Genomic DNA, 23,380 nt, shown 5'->3' on the forward strand with positions numbered 1-23,380 from the left:
GGAATGCTCAGTAAAGGTGACAGCTTACGAAATGATCTTTCGAAACCTCAATTATTTTGGGTTTGACTCTCGAGCAAATCTCCATTCTTTTGAAACATCGGGGATGAAAAAAACACCCAGATGGCGGATTCATAGGACTTGGAGCGTCACCTTCGAGAATTATTTTTTCAGTCTTCCGATAAGAGCCGCCGGGTATTGCCGAAAGAAGAGACTGTGTATAGGGATGGAGGGGCGATCTGTACAATTCTTCGGATTCGGAAAGCTCAACGATTTCTCCGAGGTACATAACGGCTATTCTGTTGCAGAAATAGTGCACGACGTTCAGGTCATGCGAAATGAAGAGATAAGTTAGAGAAAGCCTATCCTGAAGTTCGTTCATAAGGTTAAGTATCTGTGCCTGAATGGAGACATCTAAAGAAGACACTGGTTCGTCGGCGATGATGACTTCCGGATCGAGTATGAGCGCGTTTAAGATACCTATACGCTGTTTCTGACCTCCGGAAAGCTCATGAGGAAATCGACCTAGAAGGTCTTTGTCTAATCCTACGAGTTCAAGACTATCAACAACTAGATTTCTGATTTGTTTTTTCGCCATACCCATTGCTCTTAGTGGTTCAGACAGTATCCATTCAACCGTTCCTCTGGGGTTAAGAGAGCCTGAAGTGTCCTGAAAAACAAGCTGTACCTTCTTTCTGAACTCTCGAAGACTGTTTGCATCCATTGAATTGACTTCTTCGCCTTTGAACAATACCTTCCCTGCCGTGGGCTTCAGAAGTCCCACTATGCTATATCCTGCCGTTGATTTACCGCAACCCGATTCACCGACGATGCCGAAGGACTCTCCTCTAGAGATACTGAAGGAAATTCCATTAAGCGCTTTTATAGAGCCCGGCCTCCGTAACAAGCTGGTTCTTCTCAAGCGAAAATGCTTCGTGAGATCCTGAATCTCGAGAATTCTCTCCTTCAAAGTTTGCCTCCGGCTAAAAAACATCGCACCTCGTGATCGGAATCGATTTCTTTCAGATCGGGGAACTCCTTCCTGCATCTCTCGAATGAGTAATCACATCTTGGTTCAAAAGGACAACCTTGAGTTAAATCGGCAATGGATGGAACTCTGCCTCTAATATCAAAAAGCTCTTTCCCCTTAGATTCAAGTTTTGGTAGAGCTTTTATCAAGCCCAAAGTATAAGGATGGCCTGGATTCGTGAAAAGTGCCTCTGTAGAAGCTCTCTCAACGATGTGACCTGCATACATTACATAGACCTTAGAACATATTTCCCGAATGACTCCAAGATTGTGCGAGATAAAAATAATAGAGCAGTTGCTTTCACGGTTTATCTTTCTCAGAAGTTCCAGTATCTGTGCCTGAACTGTGACGTCCAGAGCGGTCGTCGGTTCATCTGCGATAATCAGATCGGGATTACACACGATGGCAATAGCAATGGCTATTCTCTGTCTCATCCCACCGGAGAGTTCGTGAGGGTACTTGCCGTATGTTCTTTCTGGATCTGGAAGACCGATACCTTTCATGATCTCAAGAACCCTTGAGAATCGCTCTGCTTTGTCGAGAGAAGTGTGCATCATGAGATTCTCGTCGATTTGTCTTCCTACTTTCATAAGGGGATTTAGAGAGGAGAGGGAGTCCTGAAAAATCATTGATATATCTCTTCCGCGTGTTCCCCTCGCTTCGTCTTCCGTGAGTGAAAGAAGATCGATGCCGGAGAAATTTATGCTTCCAGTAGCGAATGAATTATCGGGTAAAAGGCGCATTATTGACAATGCCGTTACTGTCTTTCCACAGCCGGATTCTCCGACTATCCCAACGATTTCTCTCTTTTTTACTTCAAGAGATATTCCTTTCACAGCGTGAAGAAGCCCTTCTGGAGTCTTGAATCCAATTTTGAGATCTTTGATTTCTAGTAAGGGCTCGTTTTCACAGTTCATTCTCTTTCACCTATTCTCTCTAATGTCTCTGATCCCATCTCCTAGGAAGTTGAATCCCAGCACAAGAAGCGTGATAAAGATTCCGGGTGCTATCGCGTACCAGGGGCTGACGGTTATGAAGACCTGAGACTCACTCAGCATTCTTCCCCAGCTGGGATTGGGCGGCTGAATTCCAAGTCCAAGATAACTCAGCGCCGCTTCGGCGAGAACTGCGTTTGCAAATCCCATTGAAGCAGCAACGACTATTGGGGAAAGCACATTTGGCAGTATGTGTCTGAACATTATCCGCAAATTCGAGATGCCCTTTATCTTTGCATTCTTGACGTAATCCAGCTCTTTGTGTTGAACGAAACCGCTTCTTGTGATTCTGGCAAACGAAGGAATTGACATTATCCCTATTGCAATAATCGTATTTCTCAAGCCTACTCCAAAAACGGATACAAACATCAGTGCAAGAAGGATACTTGGGAAAGCCATCATAGCGTCGACGATTCTCATTATTATCTCGTCGACTATTCCTCCAAAGTAACCAGAGATTGCGCCGATAAGTACGCCAAAAACACTGCCAATCGATACCGCGACTAGTCCCACAAAGAAGGCTGTCTGGGATCCTTTCATTATTCTGCTGAGCACATCTCTTCCAAAGTTGTCTGTGCCCAGGAGGTGACGCGCTGAAGGAGGTTCAAATCGTTCAAGTCTATTGATCTCTGTTACAGGAAATGGAGTATAGAATAGACTGACTACCATCATCAGCATCAGAATGGAAATCAGCACTGTCCCAATCCATAGATTGATCCTCCTTTTGTTCATGTTAGTCCCTCTGACCCAATCTGATTCTTGGGTCGATAACTGTGTATATGACGTCGATAAAGAAGTTAATAATAACGACTATGAAAGCAATGTACAAAACCATTCCCTGCACCAGAGGGAGATCCCTGGTCGTGATGGCGTTTATCAGAAGTCTTCCGACGCCGGGAAGCGTGAAAACCTGTTCAATGACGATTGATCCGCCTAAAATGTTTGCCGTTATCATTCCAAGTACAGTGATAATAGGAATCAGGGCATTCTTGAGTACATGTCTCAATAACACTGAATTCAGGTTCATCCCTTTCGACATTGCGAGCCGTACATAATCGTTCTTCATCTGATCCATTACGGAGTTTCTTGTGTATCTTATGACTGATGCAATCGATGGAAGCGCTATGGCGATGGCTGGTAGGATAAGTGACTTGAACGCTCCATAAGCATCCTCGCTCCAAGGAACATATCCTCCAGGTGATACCCAGCGAAGGAGAATTCCAAATATATAGATCAAAATAATCCCACTCCAGAAAGATGGAATTGCCATCCCAATCTGTGAGATTAGTGTGATCATAACTCCTGGTAGCCTTTCACCATATTTTGCGCTAACTATGCCAAGAGGAATGCCTATTAGGATAATCAGGGCCAAAGCCATCACTGCGAGAGAAATAGTTACGGGCAATCTGTCGAGGATTAATTCCGATACAGGAACGGAGTATCTCATTGAGATTCCAAGATCACCCGTGAAAAGCCCTTTCAACCACCTGGACAGCCTTATCCCTAATGGATCATCCAAACCTAGTTCTGCTGACAAGGCTTCATACTGGGATTCTTGAGCATCCACACCAAGTCTTGACAACGCAGGATTGCCCGGAATGATCTCAAATGTAACAAAGGTTATCAGCAAAACCAGAAGCACCGTTAAAATCATGGCAAAGAGCTTCTTTAAATAAACAAACACAAATGCCTCTCCTTGTCAGCGATAATAGAGAGTCGACATGTCTTGCACGTAGAGAGGATAGACCGTGTATCCGTGCAAATTGGGAGCTAGAGCAACGATAAAGTTGGGATCCATGATGTAAACTGCGGCGGCATCTTCTGTAAGAATCTCTTGAGCTCTTTTGAACATAGATGCTTTTTCTTCGACGGCAGTCTTTTCAATAGCCAGACTAATTATACGGTCGTATTCACTGTCGGAATAGTTGTAGAAATTTCTCGGATAGTCGGAAACATATCGCCTCAATATTTCGTAAGCACTCAATTTGCCAGTAAGACCGATTATTGTCATTTCGTACTCTCTTGCTGTGTAGACTCTGTCCAGCCAAACACTCCACTCGACAAGCTCGATCTCCGCCCTTACACCCACTCTCTTAAGCTGTTCCGCAATTACCTGGGCAGTATCTATATGAAACTGATAGTTGGAAGGCACAGTAATCTTTGTGTCAAATCCATCTGGATATCCAGCTTCTGAGAGAAGAGCTTTTGCTTTCTCGACACTCGGTTCGTAGTAGTCCTCAAGACCTTCTCTGTAATACGCGCTCATTATCGGCGACATGTTTGAGCCGAGCTTTGTCCCGTAACCGCCGGCCACGATTTCTATAATCTCCTCCTTGTCCACAGCATGGTTTATCGCTCTCCTGACTCTAATGTCGTCGAAAGGGCTGACCGCATGGTTCATTGCCATCAACTGAACCATATTCTGTTCGGCAGTTAATAGATTGTATCGATCTCCTAGTGCCATTGCCTGAATAGCATCGAGTCTCGGAAGTATCTGAACCTCTCCTGCCAGGAAACTCATTATTGCTGCCTGATTGTCGGGAATTATTCTAAATTCAACTTCCTCGACTTTTGGCAGCTCAGGATTCCAATATTCCTCAAACTTTTCGATAACTAGCCTCTGACCCGGTCTATATTCTACGAACCTAAAAGGACCTGTTCCCACAGGATTCTTCTCATGGTTTTCGTTACTTTCCGGAATAATTGCCACTATGAACTTCTCGAGAAAGTCAGTGTTGAGTGTACTGAGTTTGACCCTGACAGTCTTGTCATCTACCGCTTCAATCTTCGAAACAAACTTCTCAAAATCGGGAGAAAGTCCTCTTTCGCCGTTAGAGCCTTTGAGCCGGTTCAAAGAGTACAAAACATCGTCTACCGTAACCTCTGATCCGTTATGAAACTTCACTCCGCTCCTGAGATTGAAAGTGTAGACCATACCGTCTTCAGAAATACTGTAGCTTTCGGCTATGGCAGGTATTACGGTACCATTAGGGTTGGGCTTGAGAAGACCCTCGAACACGTTAAACATCATTTCGTAGGTTCCCGAAGCCGCCGCCCTGTGTGGATCGAGAAAATCGGGATCCTGCATCACCGCAACCACTATTCTCTGTGAAAGCAAGGCAGTAACGGCAACAATCAACAACATCAACATTAAGCCAATTCTTCTCACTTCATTCCTCCCCAAACGAACCCATCAGTGCATCATTCAATCCGGGCGTAATATACAGTAAAGCCAGCATCGATTGATATTTTAAACATTATGAGTGGAAAAACCTAACTCTGGCTTTGTTGAGAAATATTCCGGGATAATTTGCAAATCTTCCGTTTCATCAATAGTCTATCGCAGATTACGTTGCTTTATGCGAAGATTCTTGTAGTTCTTATCCAGCTCATCAATCTTCATTGTGTGTTCGTAGGTAGTTCTAGGTATTTAGGTCGCCGAGACGGCTTCTTCAGAACTACATGTGTTGATTTCAAACTTCGGAAAAACCAGAGTACGAATGTCCAAAGAAACTGTGAAAAAGCCGGACGCTACCATCTTAGTAAAATCTCCCGATAACTCTATATGAGATGGTTTGTCATAGGTTATTATGTAGTTATACTCGATACTTTTCTTATTGCGGGAGGTGCTCGTTGATAAGGAAAATAGCTACATTAGCAGTAATCGTCGTGATGTCTTCTGTATCTCTGGTTTCCAATCCCATAAATGATGTGATAAATAGAATTATCGACTTTGAGGGTTTTTGGGGGGCCATTCTTGTCTCCAGGGGAGACGTTATCCTTCATGCAGGCGGCTATGGCATGGCCGATATCGAGAGAACTATCCCCAATACTCCAGAGAAGAAGTTCAGAATTGCCTCTATAAAAAAGCAGTTCACTGCGGCGGCGATTCTGAGGCTATGCGAAGATGGTCTTATGTCTCTTTCAGACCCGGTTGGGAAGTTCATACCTGAGTTTCAAAACGGCGATATCATTTCGATCGAACAAATGCTTAATCATTCTTCTGGAATCCCCACAATGATTAACACGCAAGAACTCCGTGAGGAAATCAGAAAATTTGAAGTGGGAAGAACTCTTCAAGAGGCCGAAATCGCCTACATCTCCTCTCTGCCTTTGAGGTTTGAACCTGGAAGCAGCTTTCTCTACAGCAACAGCGCCTATTTCCTTCTCAGTGTCATAGTAGAAAGGGCAAGCGGGAAGCGCTATGATGAATATCTGAGAACGAGCTTCTTCGAACCACTGGGAATGAACAACACCGGTTACGACTACAATGAATACGATAGCGGATGGGGTCTTCCTTACTACTGTGATTCCTATGTTATAGATCTCTCTAGCGTAAGACCTGCTGACTGGGTCGATAGAAGGCTTCCCGGAGGAGCCGGGGGGTTATACTCCACTGTGTATGATCTGTATCTGTGGGACCGAGCGCTTTCCGCCGGCGAAGTGCTTTCAGAAAGCTTTTTAAGACTAATGCAGAGTCCATCAAACGAACTCTTTGAGGCAGGCTATGGAGTCTTCATCGGTAACGAGCTTATAGATGGCGAGTACAGAAGAGTTGTTTATCACGACGGAGACACGAAGGGTACCTCGACTAGAATAAATAGGTATGTCGATGACGACATCTTTGTGGTGGTGCTGAGCAACATCGAGGGAAAGGATTTCACCGCTCTCGCGCACGAACTGGCGAAAGCCGTTATAGTGAACGATATGGGAAGTAATTGATTCGGCGGGTTGAGCGTTTTTTGTCGGAAGTTCTAAATGGAAAGAACCGCTCTCATTCATTTGAAGAGCGGTTCTCTGCCTTATCGGAAGACTCGATTTGCTAACGGGGTTAATCTTCAATCGGTTTTGTACAGAGCTTCTACAGTCTTTCTTATGTCGGAGTAATTGAGCATCAACTTTCCGTTCTGCGGCCGGTCAGTGTCGAGGCTCGCCTCGTCGACCCAGTAGCTGTCTAGTTCGGCGATAACGCCCTTCGAGTCGACGATGAAAACCCTCTCCTCGCCTGGGAAGCCGTAGAAATCGACCAGGGCTTTTTCGTCTCTCAAATAGATATTTTCCAGCAGCGCCGCTTCCGGCTCGACTTGCTCCTTTCCTGTGAGTACCCATAGAACCTTCAGATCTGTGTACCTTTGGGCGAGATCGATGATTCCGTCCAATCTGAACCTTTCGAAAGCGCTCAGAGAAATGCAGTCGCAATCGGAGTATACCGGTTCGACGACTGTCGCAGGCGTGACTTTGCTGAGGACGATCAGGCTGGGGGATCCCTCAAAAAAGGCCGCATTAACAATTGGATCCGTCTGGAGAACTCCGGGAATCGGAAGAGCATCTCCCTTGAGAAATCTCGGTTTCTCCGTCGGAGCGTACCCGGTCTCCTCGAAGGAAACCTTTTTCCCGTCTTTGGAAACTTCGCCAAGTCTGTATGCCTTGCCGTTCAAAGAGAAGACTTCCCCATGCAGGAAGATCTCGTAAGAGTCGTGGATTAGAGCAATTTCGCCGTCGCCGTCCGTATCGACTCCGAAGTAAACCTGGTCGGTAGAGTAAAAACCTTTGGGGTCGAGCGTGAAGAGTTTGAGCTTTCTCGGGCCGTCTTCGGCCCAGACTAACCCCTCCATGTGCTCATACAAACAGTATCGGAACTCCAACTCGCCAGTCAACCCCGTCTTTCTGGCTAACAGTTTGACAGATCTTGATTCCCAATAACCCTCGAGTTCATAAAAGGTTTTGACTCTGGTAATCCACTCGTAGGTCGTAGTGTCTTGGTGGGTCTCCTTGAAGTCCGGTGCGATCGTTGGGTCGTCAAGCACATTGCTGTTGTTGTTTGCGTCGATCCACAGGAGGGGGATCTCTCCGGGTATGAGCGCGAATACTATCGGCTTGGCGCCGAGCTCGAGAAGGCCGTACTTCAATCCTTTTATAGATGGAGCTTCCAGAGTGTCAGGTTTTGATTCGCTGAGCGGGACGAGCGTCATTTCGTTTCCGGCCATCCATGGAATCTGTTGAGTCAAGTAGCCTGTAAGGCCGGCGGCAAAGGTAGTGACGAAACACAGAGAAAGTATTAGAAAAAGCATTGTCCTTTTCATAAAATCACCTCCAGTTATCTGTGACATTTCGGAGAAACTTTATGAGTCCGAACAGGCACATGATGACTCATAAGTGAAGCAAGAGCCTTCGTAAGGCCCGGTGTTTATGAAACAACCCACCGAACCTTCAACCTCTCCGATGCCGGAAAACTCACCGCTGGAACTGCAGGACTGAACGATGAAATAAACGACGTAACAATCTAGATAGAGATGCAATGTTACGGCCAGTGGATTTCCGTTGCCATCGAAGTTCGCCGCTCTGCCCGTTAGTACGCAGTCGTATCCCTGATCGCCCCGGAAACAGCTTCCGTAGCATCTTATGATATAACAACCCGGAAGTTCGACACGCGTCTGTTTTGTTTGCTCCAGACCGTTTGCGAAAGAGACTGATAGAAGGCAGAGCAGAAGTAGAACTACCGTAAGTCTCATAATACCACCTCCAATGATTGAATTTGGATAGGGCACATGAGTATGTACACCAATAGTTTACCACAATACCGTATTGTAAATTAAAGGCAATACGGAATCTCTATAAATACATTTCATTATATTGGTGAAGTACTGCCAACAAAGCGATGAAGGCGATCGGGAGACCAAGCTTTTCCGCTCGAGGCGGTTGGAAAGGTTCAGCAGGTTCTGATTTTTTTGGCGCGCGGATTTCTGTATGACGGCATTGGTTCTGCGAAGAGGCTGGATTGTCGCAGTGAAGAAGATTGACGGTTCGTGAAATTCTAGGTTGTGGCTGGCTGTCAAAAAACTCTGTAGAAACACGCACGTTGTTAATCTGATTGCATTCTGATCGAGAGAGTGACCCGGTCTTTAATGAAGAGAGTGAAAATAAATTTAAGAAAGCTATCGCTTGGCGACTGTTCATGAGAATGTGATCGATTATGCATCCATATGCCCGTCTTTGATGTCCAAAATTACGAAAACGGCTTGCGATTGGTCCAATATCGGAAGGCAGCAGAAAACTTTGAATGTTTCCTTTATTCAGGGGAAAGCTTTTTCCTCAAAGATTTTCCATTTCTACTTTTGTAATAGATGCCGTAATGCATCATAATTAAATCTACTTAAGAGAGAGTTGATGCATCAAAATAAAATCTACTCGAAGTCGACATGAAGGAGATTAAGAACACGTCCCTTTGAGTTAGATTTTGACTTCATTATCTGCATATCGGATGCTCGATTTGACTCTCAAACTCGTGGTATCATAATTCAATTGCTTTCCCGGAGGTGTACGATGATTCCAGAGAAGGTAATGGCCATACTGAAGGCCAACGACCTAGAGTTTTACGAGTTTCCTGAAGGGACGACACCCACTGCCATCACGGCTGCGCAGATGTTGAAGGTGAAAGTCGGTCAGATAGCAAAGTCGATCCTCTTCATTTGCAAAAGTGGAAGAGCTTATCTTGTGGTCTGCCCGGGTGATCGGAAGGTGTCGCTTTCGAAGCTCAAGAAAATCGCCGGTGAAAAACCGAGACTCGCAGATGAGACCACAACACTTCAGTTAACAGGCTTTTCTCCCGGAAGTGTTTGCCCCTTCGGACTTCAGGATATCAATATTATCGTTGATCTTAATCTACGGGAATATGATGTCGTGTTCCCTGCCGCGGGGACTTCGGGTTCTGCAGTTGAGACGAGCTTCGAAGAGCTTGTAAGGATAACTGGAGCCAAGGTAGCCGATGTCAGCAATCCCATGTCTCAATCGTAGAATACTACCAGTGGCAGCCCGCTGATCGGGTTTTCCATGATTCTTGATTTGAGGCCGTAAACCAAACTAATAATTTCCGGAGTAACGATATCCCATACCTTGCCTGAAGCAATTACTCTTCCATTATTGATGAATAGAAGCCTGTCTGAAATTTCTACCGCCTGATTTATATCGTGAAAGATCGCTATTGCACTTAGTCCTTTTGCGCGGACGAGATCGGTCGCGATTTTTCCGACTCTTCTTGCGTGGCCAGGGTCTAGGTGAGTTGTGAACTCGTCCATAAGAAGTATCTTCCCTTCCTGGGCAAGAGCCTTTGCAATTATTACACGCTGTTTCTCACCTCCGCTGAGCGTACTGAAGGGACGATCCTTGAATTCATATACTTCCGTAAGCCTCATCGATTCCTCAATGATCCTGTAATCTTCATTTGTCATGTTTCCCAGTCCGTTCAAATGTGGATTTCTTCCAAAGGAAACAATAGTCTCAACTTTCAGATCAAATGATGGTTCAAAGCTCTGTGGAATGTAAGATACTATTCTTGCCAGTTTTTTTGTCGAGAGGCCCCGAAGGTTATCGCCCATCACACTAATTTTGCCGCTCCAGTTCTTTCGAATTCCGCAGATTACGCTCATGAGGGTTGATTTACCGCTTCCATTAGGTCCCAGAACTCCAAGTACTTCACCATTCTTTAGGTGGAGATCGATTCCTCTCAAGACCTCCTCTTTGCCGTAGCTGAAATGGAGTCCCTCTATTTGTATAGGTTCAACCATCTTTAGCCACTTCCTTGCTTCTCAACAAGAAGATGAATACGGGCGCTCCCACAAGCGCTGTAACTGCACCTATAGGAAGCTCTGTTGGTTGAAACAGTGTTCTTGCAAAAGCATCGCAAATCACCAAGAACAGCCCTCCAAGCAGCGCAGTTGCAGGAAGGTTCAATTTGCTGTCCGCCCCAAAAGCAAGTCTTATCATATGCGGAATGACTAGACCTACGAAACCTATCAACCCTGCAGTTGAAACGGCGACGGCGGATACTATAGAAACCGTGAAAAAGACGAGAAACTTGAGTAATTCAGGACGGACACCGACGGTAATTGCGTGTTCTTCACCAGCCGCCATAATTACCATTTTCCTGTGGATTACCGCAAATATTCCATACTGGGCAAAAATGACAGGAGTTAATTTGAAGACGTCATTCCATGTAGCTCCAGACAGCGAACCCAGGGACCAGAAATGTAGAGTTATTACGTTTCGCCACGCAAAAACGACGAGAAATGTTACTGCTGCATTAAAGAGAAAAGAGACTATTACCCCGGATAGGACGAGTGTTGTAATCGGAATCCTTCCTCCCCTTCTGGAGATCGTGTAAGTCAGGAAAGATGAAAACAGGGCGAATGCAAAAGCAAGCGTGTTCATATTGAGGTCTAATCTGCTCACTTCCCGCAAGAATAGAGAAAGAACAGCTCCAAAAGAAGCCCCTGCAGATATACCGATAATGTAAGGATCTGCCAAAGGATTTTTAAGGGTTAACTGAAGACCGTTTCCACCCACTGCCAGTCCCGAACCGATTAGGAATGCCACCAATAACCTTGGAAGCCTTAGATTCAGATAGATACTGGAGGCAGTTCCCGAAGAATTACCGATGAGTATCTCGAAGATTTCGCCGAGGGAATAGCTTATCGTGCCGAAACTCGAAAACCACAGCATCCCTAGAATGGATGCTGTGGAAAGCAGTACGAATAATACAGTTCGTTTCAAAAGAAGAACTCCTTTAGCGTTTTAACTAAGTTGACAAAATTGGGGTTTGCATAAGCTGTAAGTCCGTCATAAAGGGGATAAACTCTATCGTTCTTCACAGCTGGCAGTTCTTCAAAGGGCTTGTATGAGACAATCATATTGACAGCTTCTTCCTGCCCACCTTCGTAATAGTATGGAACCAGTATTATCTCGGGCTGAGAATTCAGCACAAACTCTGGGCTTACTGGAAACCACCCGTTGTTTCCACTGTATGGAGCGGCGACGTTCGCACCGCCTGCGAATGCGATTGCTTGATTCACAAAGGAACCTGTCCCGCATGTCCATATATCGCTAACCTCCCCGGCTATCATTATGTAAATTACTCTGGGTTTCTCATCTTGAGATAGCTTATGAGAGTCTTTTGCGATTGCGAGAACCTCTTCTCTGAAGTCATCGGCGGAGGTCTTGCCTCTCTCGGGAACGCCAAAAATATTCCCAACAACCACGAGATTTCTGTAGATGTCCTCGAAGGAGTTTGGATTCATCACGTATGTATTGACCCCGATATTCTCCAGTTTCTCAACTTCTGCCTCCTGAAACCCTCCCGAAATCATCACAAGATCAGGACTGAGTGAGACTATCTTCTCCAGGTTTAAGGGAACCAGATTGCCGATCTTTTCTACTTCGTTCGAAAGCGCAAATGGATCCCAGTCGGTTACTCCTACGATTCTGGATGAAAGGTCAAGAACCTCAAGATACTTCGTTATCGCGGGAGAAGCGACAACCACTCTTTCGGGAGGTTCATTGATCGTTACGAGTCTTCCAAGATCATCCACAATGTCGATCGCAGCTGACAAAGCAGCAAACAGTACAACCAAACCAACTGTTAAAGCTCTTTTCAAAACACTCACCTCTTTTGCAAGGAATTTCACCACCCCTCTACCTCGGAAGGATGGTGATATCTGAGCTTCACTCAGGTCTCCTGACTTGCGGATCAACCTAATGTCTGCGCCTTCCCGGTTACCCAGTGGCACTCGCAGAGTTCGTACCGCTCACAGTGGCGGGACCGTACCGGATTCACACCGGTTTCCCTTGATATGAAGCTATGTTTTTCAGAGTTACCTGGAGAAATACCTGTCCAGATCCTCCAGTCTTATTACCATGGAGATTGGTCTTCCATGGGGACAAACAAGAAGATTCTTTCTTCTCAGCTCTTCGAAGAGCTCCTCCGCTTGTCCTATGTCAAGTCTGTTTCCGGTCCTTATTGCAGCCTTGCATGCAATCGATGCCAGGAGATTATCGAAAACCGTTTTCGGATCCTCAAGACCTTCAAGCCTCATTTCGTCGAGAATCTCCTCTAGCACATCGACTACGCCTTCTACTCCCATGACCTGAGGGATAGAGACCATTATGATTTTATCATTGACGAAATCGAAAGTGAACCCAAGTTTCTTCAGCGTTTCCTCTCTTGCGATAACCAGATCCATTCTTGACCTCTCGAGATTCAGTTCAAGAGGCATTAGAAGATTTTGCGGGGCGATTCTCTTGCTTTCTTTGAGGGTCTCGAAAATGATCCGCTCATGAGCGGCATGCTGATCGATCAACAAGAGACCGTCCTCGGATTCCGCAATCAAATACCTTTCTCCGAATACGCCAATAAAACTGACTTTTCCTTCCCCACTTTTTTCCTTTTCCGGTGAACCTTCACGCTCTCCACCAAGAGCAAATGATCTGAAATGGTGACGATCAATTCTGGACTGCGTGTAGGTGTCGCTAGCATTGTTATCGAAGACTTTTTGGTTCCTCCATGGGTGTTTGAAGCCGTGATTACTTACTTCGTGATCCTGATAAATCTCTGAGACATCTTTCCGTTCCTCCGAACTTCCGGTTATGTTCTCTTCGCTATGGACTATATTGATTGTGAAATGACCGGCACCTTTGATGGCCGACCGCACTGCTCTCTTCACCTCATCCAGAACGGCTGCAGTAGAAGCAAACTTAACTTCGAGTTTCTGTGGATGGATGTTAACATCGACTTCCTGAGGGTCAATATCAATAAAAAGAACTGCAAAAGGAAAATTACCTTTTTGAAGGGTTTCGCCATAACCTCTTTCCAGTGCATAATTCAGTTCGAATTGTCTCACATATCTTCGGAAGACAGAGAAGTTTTCACCCATTCTGTTTTTTCTCGTGCGGCTAGGGAGTGTAACGTAACCATTGACCTTGATTTCGCCTGAATCACCTGATACGGGAATTAGATCCCTCGTAGAGATCCCCGGATAGATGAGAGCGATCCTATCCTGAAGAGATCCGGCTCCTCTTGTGTCGAATACCGTTTGAGAATCACGGGAATACACAAAATCGACATTTTCGAAAGCTAAAATAAATCTCTGGATCATCTCAGTTACCATACGACCTTCAATTGAGGCGGACTTCAAGAACTTCCTTCTGGCGGGTGTGTTGTAAAGCAGATCAAAGACCTCCACGAAAGTGCCATTTGAGCCGCTTAGGGGTTTCTGCCCAGTGACACTTCCTCCTGCGATTTCCAGGATCGTCCCAAGTTCTTCTGAATCTGCTGCGGTCGAAAGACGCATGCGTGAAACTGAAGCAATTGTCGAGAGAGCTTCGCCTCTAAAGCCAAACGTAATGAGCGAGTCAAGATCCTCTATCGAGGAGATCTTACTCGTAGTATGGGGTTTTATTGCAAGTTTCGCTTCCTGGTTAGTCATCCCACTACCGTTGTCTCTAACCATTATGTATTCCTTACCACCGGATCTTATTTCGATTTCAACTAATGATGCTCCTGCATCTATACTGTTTTCTACAAGCTCCTTTACAACAGAAAAACAACCCGTTACCACTTCTCCCGCCGCGATCTTTCTCACAACATCTGTCGGGAGCTCGTGTATTCTCATAAAAAGCTCACTCTCCTCCCAGGGCAAGCTGGCGACGCCTGTCAAAGAGAATAATTGCGGCCGAGGCGGCTACATTAAGGGAGTCCACTGTATCTTCCATAGGTATCGAAATGAGACGGTCACTTCTTTCCTTTACCAGTCGCCTTACACCCTTCCCTTCATTCCCGAACACAATAGCAGACTTTTCAGAGTATTCGTTTTCATAATAAGGGATTCCTTCCATATCTGAAGCATAAATCCAGAACCCTTTCTCCTTCAGAATCTCTTCGAACTGTGCCATATTTATTATCTTTATTATCGGAATTTTAAAAGCAAGACCGGCAGAGACTTTCACAACCGACGGGGTTATTTCCGCGGAGTTACTCGAGGTAATTGCGATAGCATCCGCCCCAACTGCCACTGAAGTCCTAATTATTGCACCAAGATTATGCGGATCCTGAATCTGGTCAAGAAGTACAATCGTAGCTGTCCTTTGCTCTTCAATTGCTCGGAGGAGCTCTTCGGAGTCAGAGTAAGGAAACTGTTTAAGATCAATCACGACGCCTTGATGCTTCTTCTCTCTACAGAGATTGGCAAGCTTTTCTGGTGCCATCTCTTCAATTCTGAATCCCCTTGCCTTTGATTCCTCAGCCAGTTCAAGAAGTTGCGAGTCGACATTTTTCTGATTAGTGAAAACTATGCGCTTTACGTTCAGAGCTGAAGAGTCGACTGTGAGAAGCTCTCTCAATACATTTCTTCCATGTAAATACATTAAATCACCCTTTCGAACAGCTCTCTGATTCTCTCAGTCTTTCCTTCAAGAAATAAATATCCGATGAGAGCTTCAAAAGCGGTGGCCATTTTATAGTCCTCATCATCTCCATGTTTTTTTGAACCTCTTGAATTGTAACCCCTTCTGACGATTTCTTTCTCTTCTTCATCAAGAAGGTCAGCAACTTCTTCAAGAGCTTTCCTTTGACCTGAGGCACTTACGTAATCTTTTACTATGTTGTGCTGATGACCTGCTCTCCTCCGGGCCTGCGGCAAGGTATTCAATCGAAAATAGAGCGAATAAACTGCATCTCCTAAGAAAGCAAGGCTGTCAAGCGACAACTGGTCAGGACTTACCGAGAAAGAAAAGAGATTATCCCTTTTGTCGTTACCGTTGTTATAGGTATTCATCAATCCTCTCGATTAATGTTTGCAACTTTGATAGATCCTTTCCACCTGCCTGGGCAAAGTCTGGTCTACCTCCACCGCCCCCTCCAAGGTCTCTTGCGATTTTCCTGGCGATCTCACCTGCGTTGAATTTGTCAGTAAGTTTCTTCTCGACCTTCACAACGAACGAGACTGAGTCTTCCAGCTCGTTGAATATTATCACTATTCCGCCGCCTTCTTTGCTAAGAAGAACATCGGCCCCATTTCTCAGGGCGCTAGAAGGAGCGTTTTCGACCCTTCTTATGAGCAGTTTCGTCCCATTAACGATCATCTTCTTATCTTTCATCAGGGAGTCTCCAGAGAGCAGCTTTTCTTTCAATCTTTTTATCTCTTGTCCACCTGACTTCAGCTCGTTCAAAACCCCTTGAAGCCTCTGGATAATTAAATCTTCGGGAACCTCAAGCACTTCTCTTATTGTTTTCTGCCTGTTGAACAGATTTCTGAAATAATTAAGAGACGTTTTTCCTGTTATCGCTTCTATTCGCCTTGTCCCTGCAGCAACAGAGGTATCGGAAAGGATTTTGAAGAGACCGATTTCTCCGGTGTTGTCAACATGAGTGCCTCCGCAAAGTTCTCTGCTGAATCCTTCGACTGATATTACCCGCACCTTGTCGCCGTACTTCTCTTCAAAAAGCGCCATCACATCCTGCCCTTTAATCTCGTCAAAGCTTTTTTCTGCCTTATCTACTACTTTAGCCTTGAGGATCTCTTCATTTACGATTTCTTCAACTTCGTTGAGTTCATCTGTCGATAACGGCTGAAAATGCGAAAAATCGAAACGTAATCTATCTGGCTGAACCAGAGAACCAGATTGGTGGACGTGTTCCCCAAGCACCTTTCTTAACGCTGCGTGCAGCAAATGAGTAGCGGTGTGATTTCTCGTTATCGCCTTTCTTCGGTCCTCATCCACCGAAAGCCAAGCTTTGTCCCCAACATGTAAAGCACCTTCTTCAACAAAAGCCCTGTGGACTATCATCTCCTGGTAAGGTATGAACACTCTCTCGACCTTTGCAGAAGCATTGTCTGTACGGATCAAACCCGTATCGGTAACCTGTCCTCCTCTTTCGGGATAGAACGGTGTTTTTTCAAAGATTAAATCTCCGGTTTCGCCTTTGCTAAGGGTTTCTACGGCGTCACCTTCTTTTAGAATGGCGACGATCTTGGATTTGTCTTCGAATCTCGAGTAACCTGTGAATTTCGAATTGCCGGTCACAGGAAATATAGTTGAATATGCTTCGACGTTGCTAAGATATTCTCTGTCTCCCATTGCCTCCCTGGCCCTCTCTCTCTGTAACGCCATTTCCCTTTCATAGCCTTCTTTGTCAAGAGTTACACCGGTACCCGCAACGATCTCCTCAACAAGTTCCAGGGGGAATCCATAAGTATCGTGTAGCATGAATAATTCGGGACCTGAAAGTTCTTTCTTGTCGACAAGTACTGACTTCAATCTCTTTTCACCATTTACAAGTGTTGAGAGGAATCTCTCCTCCTCTTTAAGAGTGATTTCTTGAGTGAATGAAAGCCTCTGCCTCAGTTCGGGATATACATTTCCCATATGATCCGCAACTGTCTCCACTATTCGGTAAAGAAACGGGGAACTGTATCCGAGCAGTGAACTGTGGCGTACAGCCCTTCTCAAAATTCTTCTGAGTACGTATCCACGACCTTCGTTAGAGGGAAGAATACCATCTGAAACCATAAATGCAACCGATCTCGCATGATCGGCAATGACTTTTATCGAGATATCGGAGCCCGGTTTTTCCTTATACTTAATTCCAAGGATCTCTTCAATCTTTTTGATTATCGGTATGAACAAGTCGGTGTCGAAATTCGAATCGACATCTTGAAGTATCGAGGCGGCTCTTTCAAGGCCAAATCCCGTATCGATGTTCTTTCTTTCGAGGTAAGTGAGATTTCCTTCCTCGTCCTGGTTGAATTCTGTAAATACAAGATTCCAGAATTCAAGAAATCTACCGCAATCGCAAGCGGGGCTGCAGTTCTCGGGATCCGGGCAGTTGTCTCCATGACCTCTGTCTATGAAGATCTCTGAATCGGGTCCACATGGACCGGAGGGCCCGGCCGGACCCCACCAGTTGTCCTTCTTTCCAAGCCTAATGATCTTCTTTTCTGGGATGCCGACTTCATCTCTCCATATTGAAAACGCTTCGTCATCGTCAAGATAGACGGAAACCCACAAACGGTTTTCCGGGAGATTCAGATACTCGGTAACAAATTCCCAAGCCCATTTTATGGTCTCTCTCTTAAAATAATCGCCGAACGAGAAGTTACCCAGCATCTCGAAAAACGTTTGATGTCTAGGGGTTCTTCCTACGTTTTCGATGTCGTTAGTCCTTACGCATTTCTGACAGGTTGTTACTCTTCTGTAAGTGGGTTCTATCTTGCCCCAGAAGATCGGTTTAAAAGGAACCATCCCGGCGACTGTGAACATCAGCTGGGGATCGTTCGGTATCAATGAAGCACTCTGCAACCTTTTGTGATCTTTAGATTCAAAAAACTTGAGATAACTCTCTCTTATCTCAGCGCCAGTCATGTATTTCACTATCTTGCCTCCTCAAGTCAAAAGAGTAAGGAAAATATAAAACATGGGTGTTACGAAAAGAACACCGTCTATACGATCAAGCATACCACCATGTCCAGGCAGCAAACTGCCAGAATCCTTAACACCGTGATATCTTTTGAAAGATGATTCGGCAATGTCACCAATTGTACCAAATACGGCTACCACAACTGCCAATACCATGAACTGAAGTATTCCCAGGTCGGGACCGTTGTAAAGTCCTGTTAGTTTGCTCAAAGAGACGAACAGAAGCATAAAAAGAAGAGAAGTCACGTATCCACCAATTACTCCCTCGAGACTCTTTTTGGGGCTGTAACTCGGAGAGATCCTGATGTGACCAAATTTCTTTCCTAAAAAGTAAGCCCCGGTGTCGAATAGCCACACAGATGTTAATGACATCAACGCCATAGATGAACCGAACCCGAGATAGATGTGATAAAAGAATGCAAGATCGAAGCCAATGTATATAAGGGAGAATACGGAATTAGCTATTATCTCTTTGGCACTCCTTACATCGGCGACTGTAGTTATGACTATCGAAGTAATAGAAATCACACCCACTGCAAAAATCAACTCCGGTCTAGGAGCTGCAGATTCAACTCTGGCAAATCTATCGAGAAGTATTCCGTAAGCAACGATTATCGCAGGTATTACCCCGGACAGAGCAATTCTGACTGACTGATGGTTCCGCTCTTTTAAACTGAACTTTAGGTATTCATAGTTTGAAAAAAGCACCACGGCAGAGACCAATCCAATGAATGAATAATAGTTAACGAAACATAGAATGACAAAAGGAGCCACAACGGCAGCGGTCACTATCCTGATACCTGTCTCCGAGATTTTCTTCATCAGTCCAATGCACCAAACCTTCTTTTCCTTTTTGAGTAATCGTCCACTGCTCTATGGAATTCCTCTTTCGTGAAATCAGGCCACAGAGTTCCAGTGAAAAACAGCTCACTGTATACCGATTGCCACGTCAAAAAGTTGCTGAGTCTTTCTTCTCCAGAGGTTCGAATGATCAGATCGGGTTCGGGAACATCTGGAAGATAAAGATTCATGGCTATGTCTTCTTCCGATATTTGTTCCTTTCCGATCTTAAGAATCTCGTTTACCGCGTCAACAATCTCTGCCCTTCCACCATAATTAAGGGCTACGATAACATCAAGTTTCTTACCCATCGAAGTCTTGTTCTCGATCTGAAAGACGAAGTCCCCGAGTTCAGGAGGAAGCTCGTTCAGCCTCCCCATGAATCGCATTCTAACGCCCTCTTCCAGCATACTGCCGACTTTGCTGCTTATGTAAAGGAGCATCAGTTCAAATAGAAATTCGACTTCTTCCTTTGGACGCCTCCAGTTCTCCGTGGAAAACGCGTAAAGTGTTACGTATCTTATTCCAAGATCTGCACACCAGTGAGAGGCGGCGTCCGCTACTTCAGCACCCTTTCTGTGTCCTTCAATTCTCTCAAGTCCCCTTTTCTTGGCCCATCGGCCATTTCCATCCATTATAAAGGCTACATGAACGGGAAAGGCCATTAAAAGTCCATGATCTCCTTACTCTTCTTTTCAAAGGCCTTGTCCATCTCTTCAATATATCGATTTGTAAGCTCCTGAATTTCCTCCTCGAATTTCTTAAGATCGTCCTCAGTCATCTCTGATGCCTTTTCAAGTTCTCTAGCTTCCTTTATAACGTCTCTTCGGATATTTCTAATAGCTATCTTTCCCTTCTCCGCATTATCTCTTGCGATCTTCACCCACTTTTCTCTCTGTTCCGTCGTCGGTACAGGAAAGTTCAACTTGATATTGACCCCGTCGTTTATGGGAGTCAAGTCAAGTTTAGAGGCAAAGATTGCTTTTTCAACTTGGCTGAGGACGCTTCTATCCCAGGGCTTAATGACTAAAGAACGGTCTTCGGTAGTTGTGATTGTGGCTATCTGGTTAATCGGTGTAGGCACTCCGTAATAGTCGACCTTTACAGACTCAAGAAGGGCAGGGGAAGGTCTGCCCGTACGCATTTGGGCGTACTCTTCCACGATTTTTTCTACGCTCTTCTTCATTCGGTTTTCAGCATCTTTCAGCAGGCTATTCATGATCTTCCTCCCTTTCTCTCGTATGTCAACGGAATTATATCATGTAAGGCTTTTCGTATTAGTAGCGTCAGAACTGCAAAAAAGGTTTGTTAGTTGAATTGGGTAGTCTATTCTGGTAAAATCATACAGGTGCTCTAACCATGACAGGAGGTATGTAAATGTTTTCAGTCCTTAGTTTCATTGCATATGCCCCGGCAGGAGATGTGGCAGCTCCTTCGACAGATCCGGGGGCAGCAACCAGCGGGGGCTTCTCAGGAATAATCATATGGCTAGTTCTTATGGTTGCTTTCTTCTATTTCCTCATAATTATGCCTCAAAGAAAGAGGGATAAGCAGTTCAAGCAGATGATGGAGAAGCTCAAGGTTGGCGATAGAATAGTTACGGCCGGCGGAATCATCGGAAAGATTACAATGATAAAACCTGACAGCCTAAGGATCAGGACCGGCACCGGAACAGAACTTGATGTTACAAGAAAGGCAATCGCCGTCGTAGTTAATAAAGGCGAGAATGACAAAGAAGAAGTAGAACCCGATGTGAATGTCAAACAGTAATAGTTTCAGGTACATTTGTAGATATTGGAAGGGGGTGTCTGTCCGAGTCTTTCGGGCAAAGTCCGTATGAGAGCAAACCAAAAACGCTTGATCGTTACCGTTGTGGTGTTTGTTGCGGCATTATTGCCACTACTTATACCTCACGGTAGTGCACCAGCCGGAAGCAGCTTCATAGATAAATTGGCTGCGAACATCAAGTTAGGGCTTGATATAAAGGGTGGAGCTCTTCTTGAGTACCAGATGCTTACCGATGTCTCTGATCAAGAGATGAATGCACTTGCAGACAGAGTCATTGAAGTTTTGAGGGCAAGACTGGATGCTGCCGGATTCACTGAAGCAACAGTAGAAAAGGTTACCACGGGAATTTCGTTTGGGGAAGATATTCCACCTGTGAGAGTGAGAGTTCAAATTCCTGGAATAACAGATGTATCTAGAGCCGAGAGTCTAGTGGGAAAGACCGGGAGGCTCTATTTTGCTGATGTTCTCGCGATTGAAACTTCGGTTTCTACGCCTTCTATCCCAGCAGGAATGTCGCTGGAGATAAGCAGGAGAAAGCTTCAAGGAGCCGAACCTTACTGGGTCAAGGAACTTCACTACGGAGAATACGTCGGAGGAGTACAGAACAACACATGGTATTTCATCAGTCCCAAAGTCAGCATAGGGTCTAGCTATGCAGAGCTTGACGGAAGCGTGGTTACAGATGCTAAGCCTTTGGTGAACAATCAGCCCAGACCCGGGCAAGGAAGATTCATGGTTTCTCTGAAGTTCAGTTCCGAAGGTGCGAAGACTTTTAGGGACATTACTTCAGTGAAGTCCACATATGCCGATACCGATATGAAGAAGAGGCTCGCAATTGTCCTGGACGATAGGGTAATCATCGCACCTCTAGTTCAGTCTCAGATTTCCGATGGAAATGCCGTAATTGAGGGTTTGAATTCAATCGAAGAAGCGAAGGAAGTTTCCATTCTTGTCGGAAGTGGAAATCTTCCCGTCGATCTCGCATCGTTCAACAAGAGAGTTTTGTCGCCCACGCTCGGCAGAGATATCATAAATTCAAGCCTTTGGGCCGGAGTAGCAGGTATCGTTATAATAATGATCTACATGGTTGTCTTCTACAAGAAGATGGGTATTGTGGCAGACATCGCCTTGCTGTATAATGCGGTGCTTCTCTTTGGAATGATATCTCTTACCGGTTCAATTCTCACACTGCCTGGTATAGCTGGTATAGTTCTGACAATAGGAATGACAGTCGATGGAAATGTTCTGATCTTCGAGAGAATAAAAGAAGAATTGAGGTTGGGAAAGACGCCGGAGAACTCAATAGATTCGGCCTTTTCTAAGGTTGTGTGGACGATTTTCGACGCCAACCTCACTACAATACTCGCCGGTCTCGTTCTCTTCTATTTTGGAACGGGTACGGTTAAGGGATTCGCAGTCACACTTATAATAGGCGTTGTAGGCGCAATGTTCACAAATATAGTGGTGTCAAGAACCGTACTTACGGGAATGGCGGGAAGTCTCAAACCCCATCGCTACGTTGAAGTTGAAACGGAAGGGAGAGATGCAAGATGACCTTCAAAGCAGACTTCGTCGGAAAAAGGAAGTATTTCATTGCTCTTTCCCTTGTGCTGATTGTCGTCTCTGTTATCTTCATTTTCACAAAAGGATTCAATTTTGGAGTTGACTTCACCGGCGGAATCGAAATAAGCGTTTCCGTCCAGGATGTCGATATGACTGTGGCTGAGATGAGAGAGCTCCTGAGCGCAGAGGACCCCGATTTTGCGGCTGCAAGAATCATAAAACAAAGACCGCTTACCGAAGAAGGTTCTTCCGAACAGAGGAGTAGATTCTCGATTATCGTCAATACTTCAGAGAGTGAAGAATCCATAACAGCAAAGATGCTGGCCGGACTAGAAGTGAAAGATGTTACAAATGACAATATACTTTCTGTGAGTACAATTTCGGGATATGCTGCCCAGGAGATAAGGGGATATGCTTGGATTGCCGTAACAGTGTCCATGGCGCTTCTTCTTCTATACATAACGATTAGATTCAAGTTCTCTTTTGGAGTAGGAGCTATACTAACGCTTATTCACGATGTGATTATAGTACTGGGATTCTACAGTATCTTCGGAATTGAGTTCAATGCACCGGTAGTTGCGTCACTCCTTACTTTGGTTGGATACTCTCTCAATGACACGATCGTCGTTTACGACAGAATTAGGGAGAATACCAAGAAGATGAGGGGAAAGACGATAGAAACAGTGGTAAATACAAGTATCAATGATGTAATAGTTAGATCGATAAATACGTCTTTGACCACTTTCCTTGCTGTTCTCACTCTCTTCATATTCTCGGGAGAGGTCTTGAGACCATTTGCTTTTGGAATGTTGGTCGGTGTTGTCGTTGGAACATACTCCTCTCTGTACATCTCCAGCCCTATCGTTATCGAGTGGTTGAAGAGATCAGAGAGCAGAAGCCACGCTTGATCGTTGTCTACCTC

General features: G+C 45.1%; 22 protein-coding genes and 1 riboswitch. Of the genes, 5 read left to right on the forward strand and 17 right to left on the reverse strand.

Going from position 1 to position 23,380, the window contains the following annotated elements:
* Positions 1-7: 7 nt before the first annotated feature.
* Genes Y696_RS10265 through Y696_RS10285 form a run of 5 tightly spaced genes read right to left on the reverse strand, consistent with a single transcriptional unit; the run spans position 8 to position 5,191 of the window.
* Entirely contained in the window at positions 8-967 is a 960-nt protein-coding gene (locus tag Y696_RS10265) for an ABC transporter ATP-binding protein (RefSeq protein WP_099772827.1), read from the reverse strand.
* Positions 964-1,944, reverse strand: coding sequence for an ABC transporter ATP-binding protein (locus Y696_RS10270; RefSeq protein ID WP_014731583.1), 981 nt, complete (start codon positions 1,942-1,944; stop codon positions 964-966). Before Y696_RS10270 ends, Y696_RS10265 begins: the two co-directional genes overlap by 4 nt.
* A gap of 6 nt (positions 1,945-1,950) precedes the next feature.
* A complete protein-coding gene (locus Y696_RS10275) occupies positions 1,951-2,754 on the reverse strand; it encodes an ABC transporter permease (RefSeq protein WP_006487704.1) in 804 nt (267 codons plus the stop codon).
* Position 2,755: 1 nt separating this feature from the next.
* Positions 2,756-3,706 carry an ABC transporter permease gene (locus Y696_RS10280; RefSeq protein WP_014731584.1) on the reverse strand — a complete coding sequence of 317 codons (951 nt, stop codon included), beginning with the start codon at positions 3,704-3,706 and terminating at the stop codon, positions 2,756-2,758.
* Positions 3,707-3,721: 15 nt separating this feature from the next.
* A complete protein-coding gene (locus Y696_RS10285) occupies positions 3,722-5,191 on the reverse strand; it encodes an ABC transporter substrate-binding protein (RefSeq protein ID WP_014731585.1) in 1,470 nt (489 codons plus the stop codon).
* Positions 5,192-5,655: 464 nt separating this feature from the next.
* Here Y696_RS10285 and Y696_RS10290 point away from each other — a divergent pair, with 464 nt between their 5' ends.
* The gene (locus Y696_RS10290; protein WP_014731586.1) at positions 5,656-6,744 is read left to right on the forward strand and encodes a serine hydrolase; all 1,089 of its coding nucleotides are present in this window, start codon (positions 5,656-5,658) and stop codon (positions 6,742-6,744) included.
* Between the two features lie 116 nt (positions 6,745-6,860).
* Here the strand turns inward: Y696_RS10290 and Y696_RS10295 are convergent, their stop codons facing one another.
* Entirely contained in the window at positions 6,861-8,105 is a 1,245-nt protein-coding gene (locus tag Y696_RS10295; RefSeq protein ID WP_014731587.1) for a hypothetical protein, read from the reverse strand.
* A 39-nt stretch (positions 8,106-8,144) separates the two neighbouring features.
* On the reverse strand, positions 8,145-8,534 hold the full coding sequence (locus tag Y696_RS10300; protein ID WP_006487699.1) for a hypothetical protein: 390 nt from the start codon (positions 8,532-8,534) through the stop codon (positions 8,145-8,147).
* 811 nt (positions 8,535-9,345) lie between these two features.
* Here Y696_RS10300 and Y696_RS10305 point away from each other — a divergent pair.
* Positions 9,346-9,816: a YbaK/EbsC family protein gene (locus tag Y696_RS10305; RefSeq protein ID WP_014731588.1), complete on the forward strand. Its 471-nt coding sequence runs from the start codon at positions 9,346-9,348 to the stop codon at positions 9,814-9,816.
* Here Y696_RS10305 and Y696_RS10310 read toward each other — a convergent pair.
* The 10 genes from Y696_RS10310 to frr form a co-directional block, all read right to left on the reverse strand.
* The gene (locus tag Y696_RS10310) at positions 9,807-10,586 is read right to left on the reverse strand and encodes an ABC transporter ATP-binding protein (RefSeq protein WP_014731589.1); all 780 of its coding nucleotides are present in this window, start codon (positions 10,584-10,586) and stop codon (positions 9,807-9,809) included. The two genes, Y696_RS10305 and Y696_RS10310, sit on opposite strands and share 10 nt — an antisense overlap.
* A complete protein-coding gene (locus Y696_RS10315) occupies positions 10,579-11,571 on the reverse strand; it encodes an iron ABC transporter permease (RefSeq protein WP_014731590.1) in 993 nt (330 codons plus the stop codon). The genes Y696_RS10310 and Y696_RS10315 overlap by 8 nt, the downstream gene beginning before the upstream one ends.
* Entirely contained in the window at positions 11,568-12,461 is an 894-nt protein-coding gene (locus Y696_RS10320) for an ABC transporter substrate-binding protein (RefSeq protein ID WP_236609257.1), read from the reverse strand. Before Y696_RS10320 ends, Y696_RS10315 begins: the two co-directional genes overlap by 4 nt.
* Before the next feature lie 43 nt (positions 12,462-12,504).
* Positions 12,505-12,686, reverse strand: a riboswitch (cobalamin riboswitch).
* A complete protein-coding gene (gene mutL / locus Y696_RS10325) occupies positions 12,669-14,465 on the reverse strand; it encodes a DNA mismatch repair endonuclease MutL (protein WP_183084211.1) in 1,797 nt (598 codons plus the stop codon). It overlaps the preceding riboswitch by 18 nt.
* 7 nt (positions 14,466-14,472) lie before the next feature.
* Entirely contained in the window at positions 14,473-15,192 is a 720-nt protein-coding gene (rlmB, locus tag Y696_RS10330; RefSeq protein ID WP_236609153.1) for a 23S rRNA (guanosine(2251)-2'-O)-methyltransferase RlmB, read from the reverse strand.
* Positions 15,193-15,215: 23 nt separating this feature from the next.
* Positions 15,216-15,626, reverse strand: a complete 411-nt coding sequence (locus Y696_RS10335) for a Mini-ribonuclease 3 (protein WP_014731594.1) — start codon at positions 15,624-15,626, stop codon at positions 15,216-15,218.
* Positions 15,613-18,222 (reverse strand): alanine--tRNA ligase, encoded by a 2,610-nt coding sequence (alaS, locus tag Y696_RS10340; RefSeq protein ID WP_014731595.1) that lies wholly within the window; start codon positions 18,220-18,222, stop codon positions 15,613-15,615. Before alaS ends, Y696_RS10335 begins: the two co-directional genes overlap by 14 nt.
* A gap of 12 nt (positions 18,223-18,234) precedes the next feature.
* On the reverse strand, positions 18,235-19,089 hold the full coding sequence (locus Y696_RS10345; RefSeq protein WP_006487688.1) for a phosphatidate cytidylyltransferase: 855 nt from the start codon (positions 19,087-19,089) through the stop codon (positions 18,235-18,237).
* Positions 19,089-19,772: a polyprenyl diphosphate synthase gene (gene uppS / locus Y696_RS10350; protein WP_014731596.1), complete on the reverse strand. Its 684-nt coding sequence runs from the start codon at positions 19,770-19,772 to the stop codon at positions 19,089-19,091. Before uppS ends, Y696_RS10345 begins: the two co-directional genes overlap by 1 nt.
* Positions 19,772-20,329 (reverse strand): ribosome recycling factor, encoded by a 558-nt coding sequence (frr, locus tag Y696_RS10355; RefSeq protein WP_041928234.1) that lies wholly within the window; start codon positions 20,327-20,329, stop codon positions 19,772-19,774. The genes uppS and frr overlap by 1 nt, the downstream gene beginning before the upstream one ends.
* Positions 20,330-20,484: 155 nt before the next feature.
* On the opposite strand from frr, the gene yajC reads away from it, so the two are divergent.
* From yajC to secF, 3 genes are all read left to right on the forward strand, one after another.
* The gene (gene yajC / locus Y696_RS10360; RefSeq protein ID WP_006487685.1) at positions 20,485-20,877 is read left to right on the forward strand and encodes a preprotein translocase subunit YajC; all 393 of its coding nucleotides are present in this window, start codon (positions 20,485-20,487) and stop codon (positions 20,875-20,877) included.
* A gap of 66 nt (positions 20,878-20,943) precedes the next feature.
* Complete coding sequence (gene secD, locus Y696_RS10365; protein ID WP_041928237.1) at positions 20,944-22,449, forward strand: protein translocase subunit SecD; 1,506 nt, start codon at positions 20,944-20,946, stop codon at positions 22,447-22,449.
* Positions 22,446-23,366, forward strand: a complete 921-nt coding sequence (gene secF / locus Y696_RS10370; protein ID WP_121510432.1) for a protein translocase subunit SecF — start codon at positions 22,446-22,448, stop codon at positions 23,364-23,366. Before secD ends, secF begins: the two co-directional genes overlap by 4 nt.
* The last annotated feature ends 14 nt before the right edge of the window (positions 23,367-23,380 follow it).

Origin of the sequence: Mesotoga sp. H07pep.5.4 (assembly GCF_003664935.1) — a bacterium.
Classification (GTDB): domain Bacteria; phylum Thermotogota; class Thermotogae; order Petrotogales; family Kosmotogaceae; genus Mesotoga; species Mesotoga prima.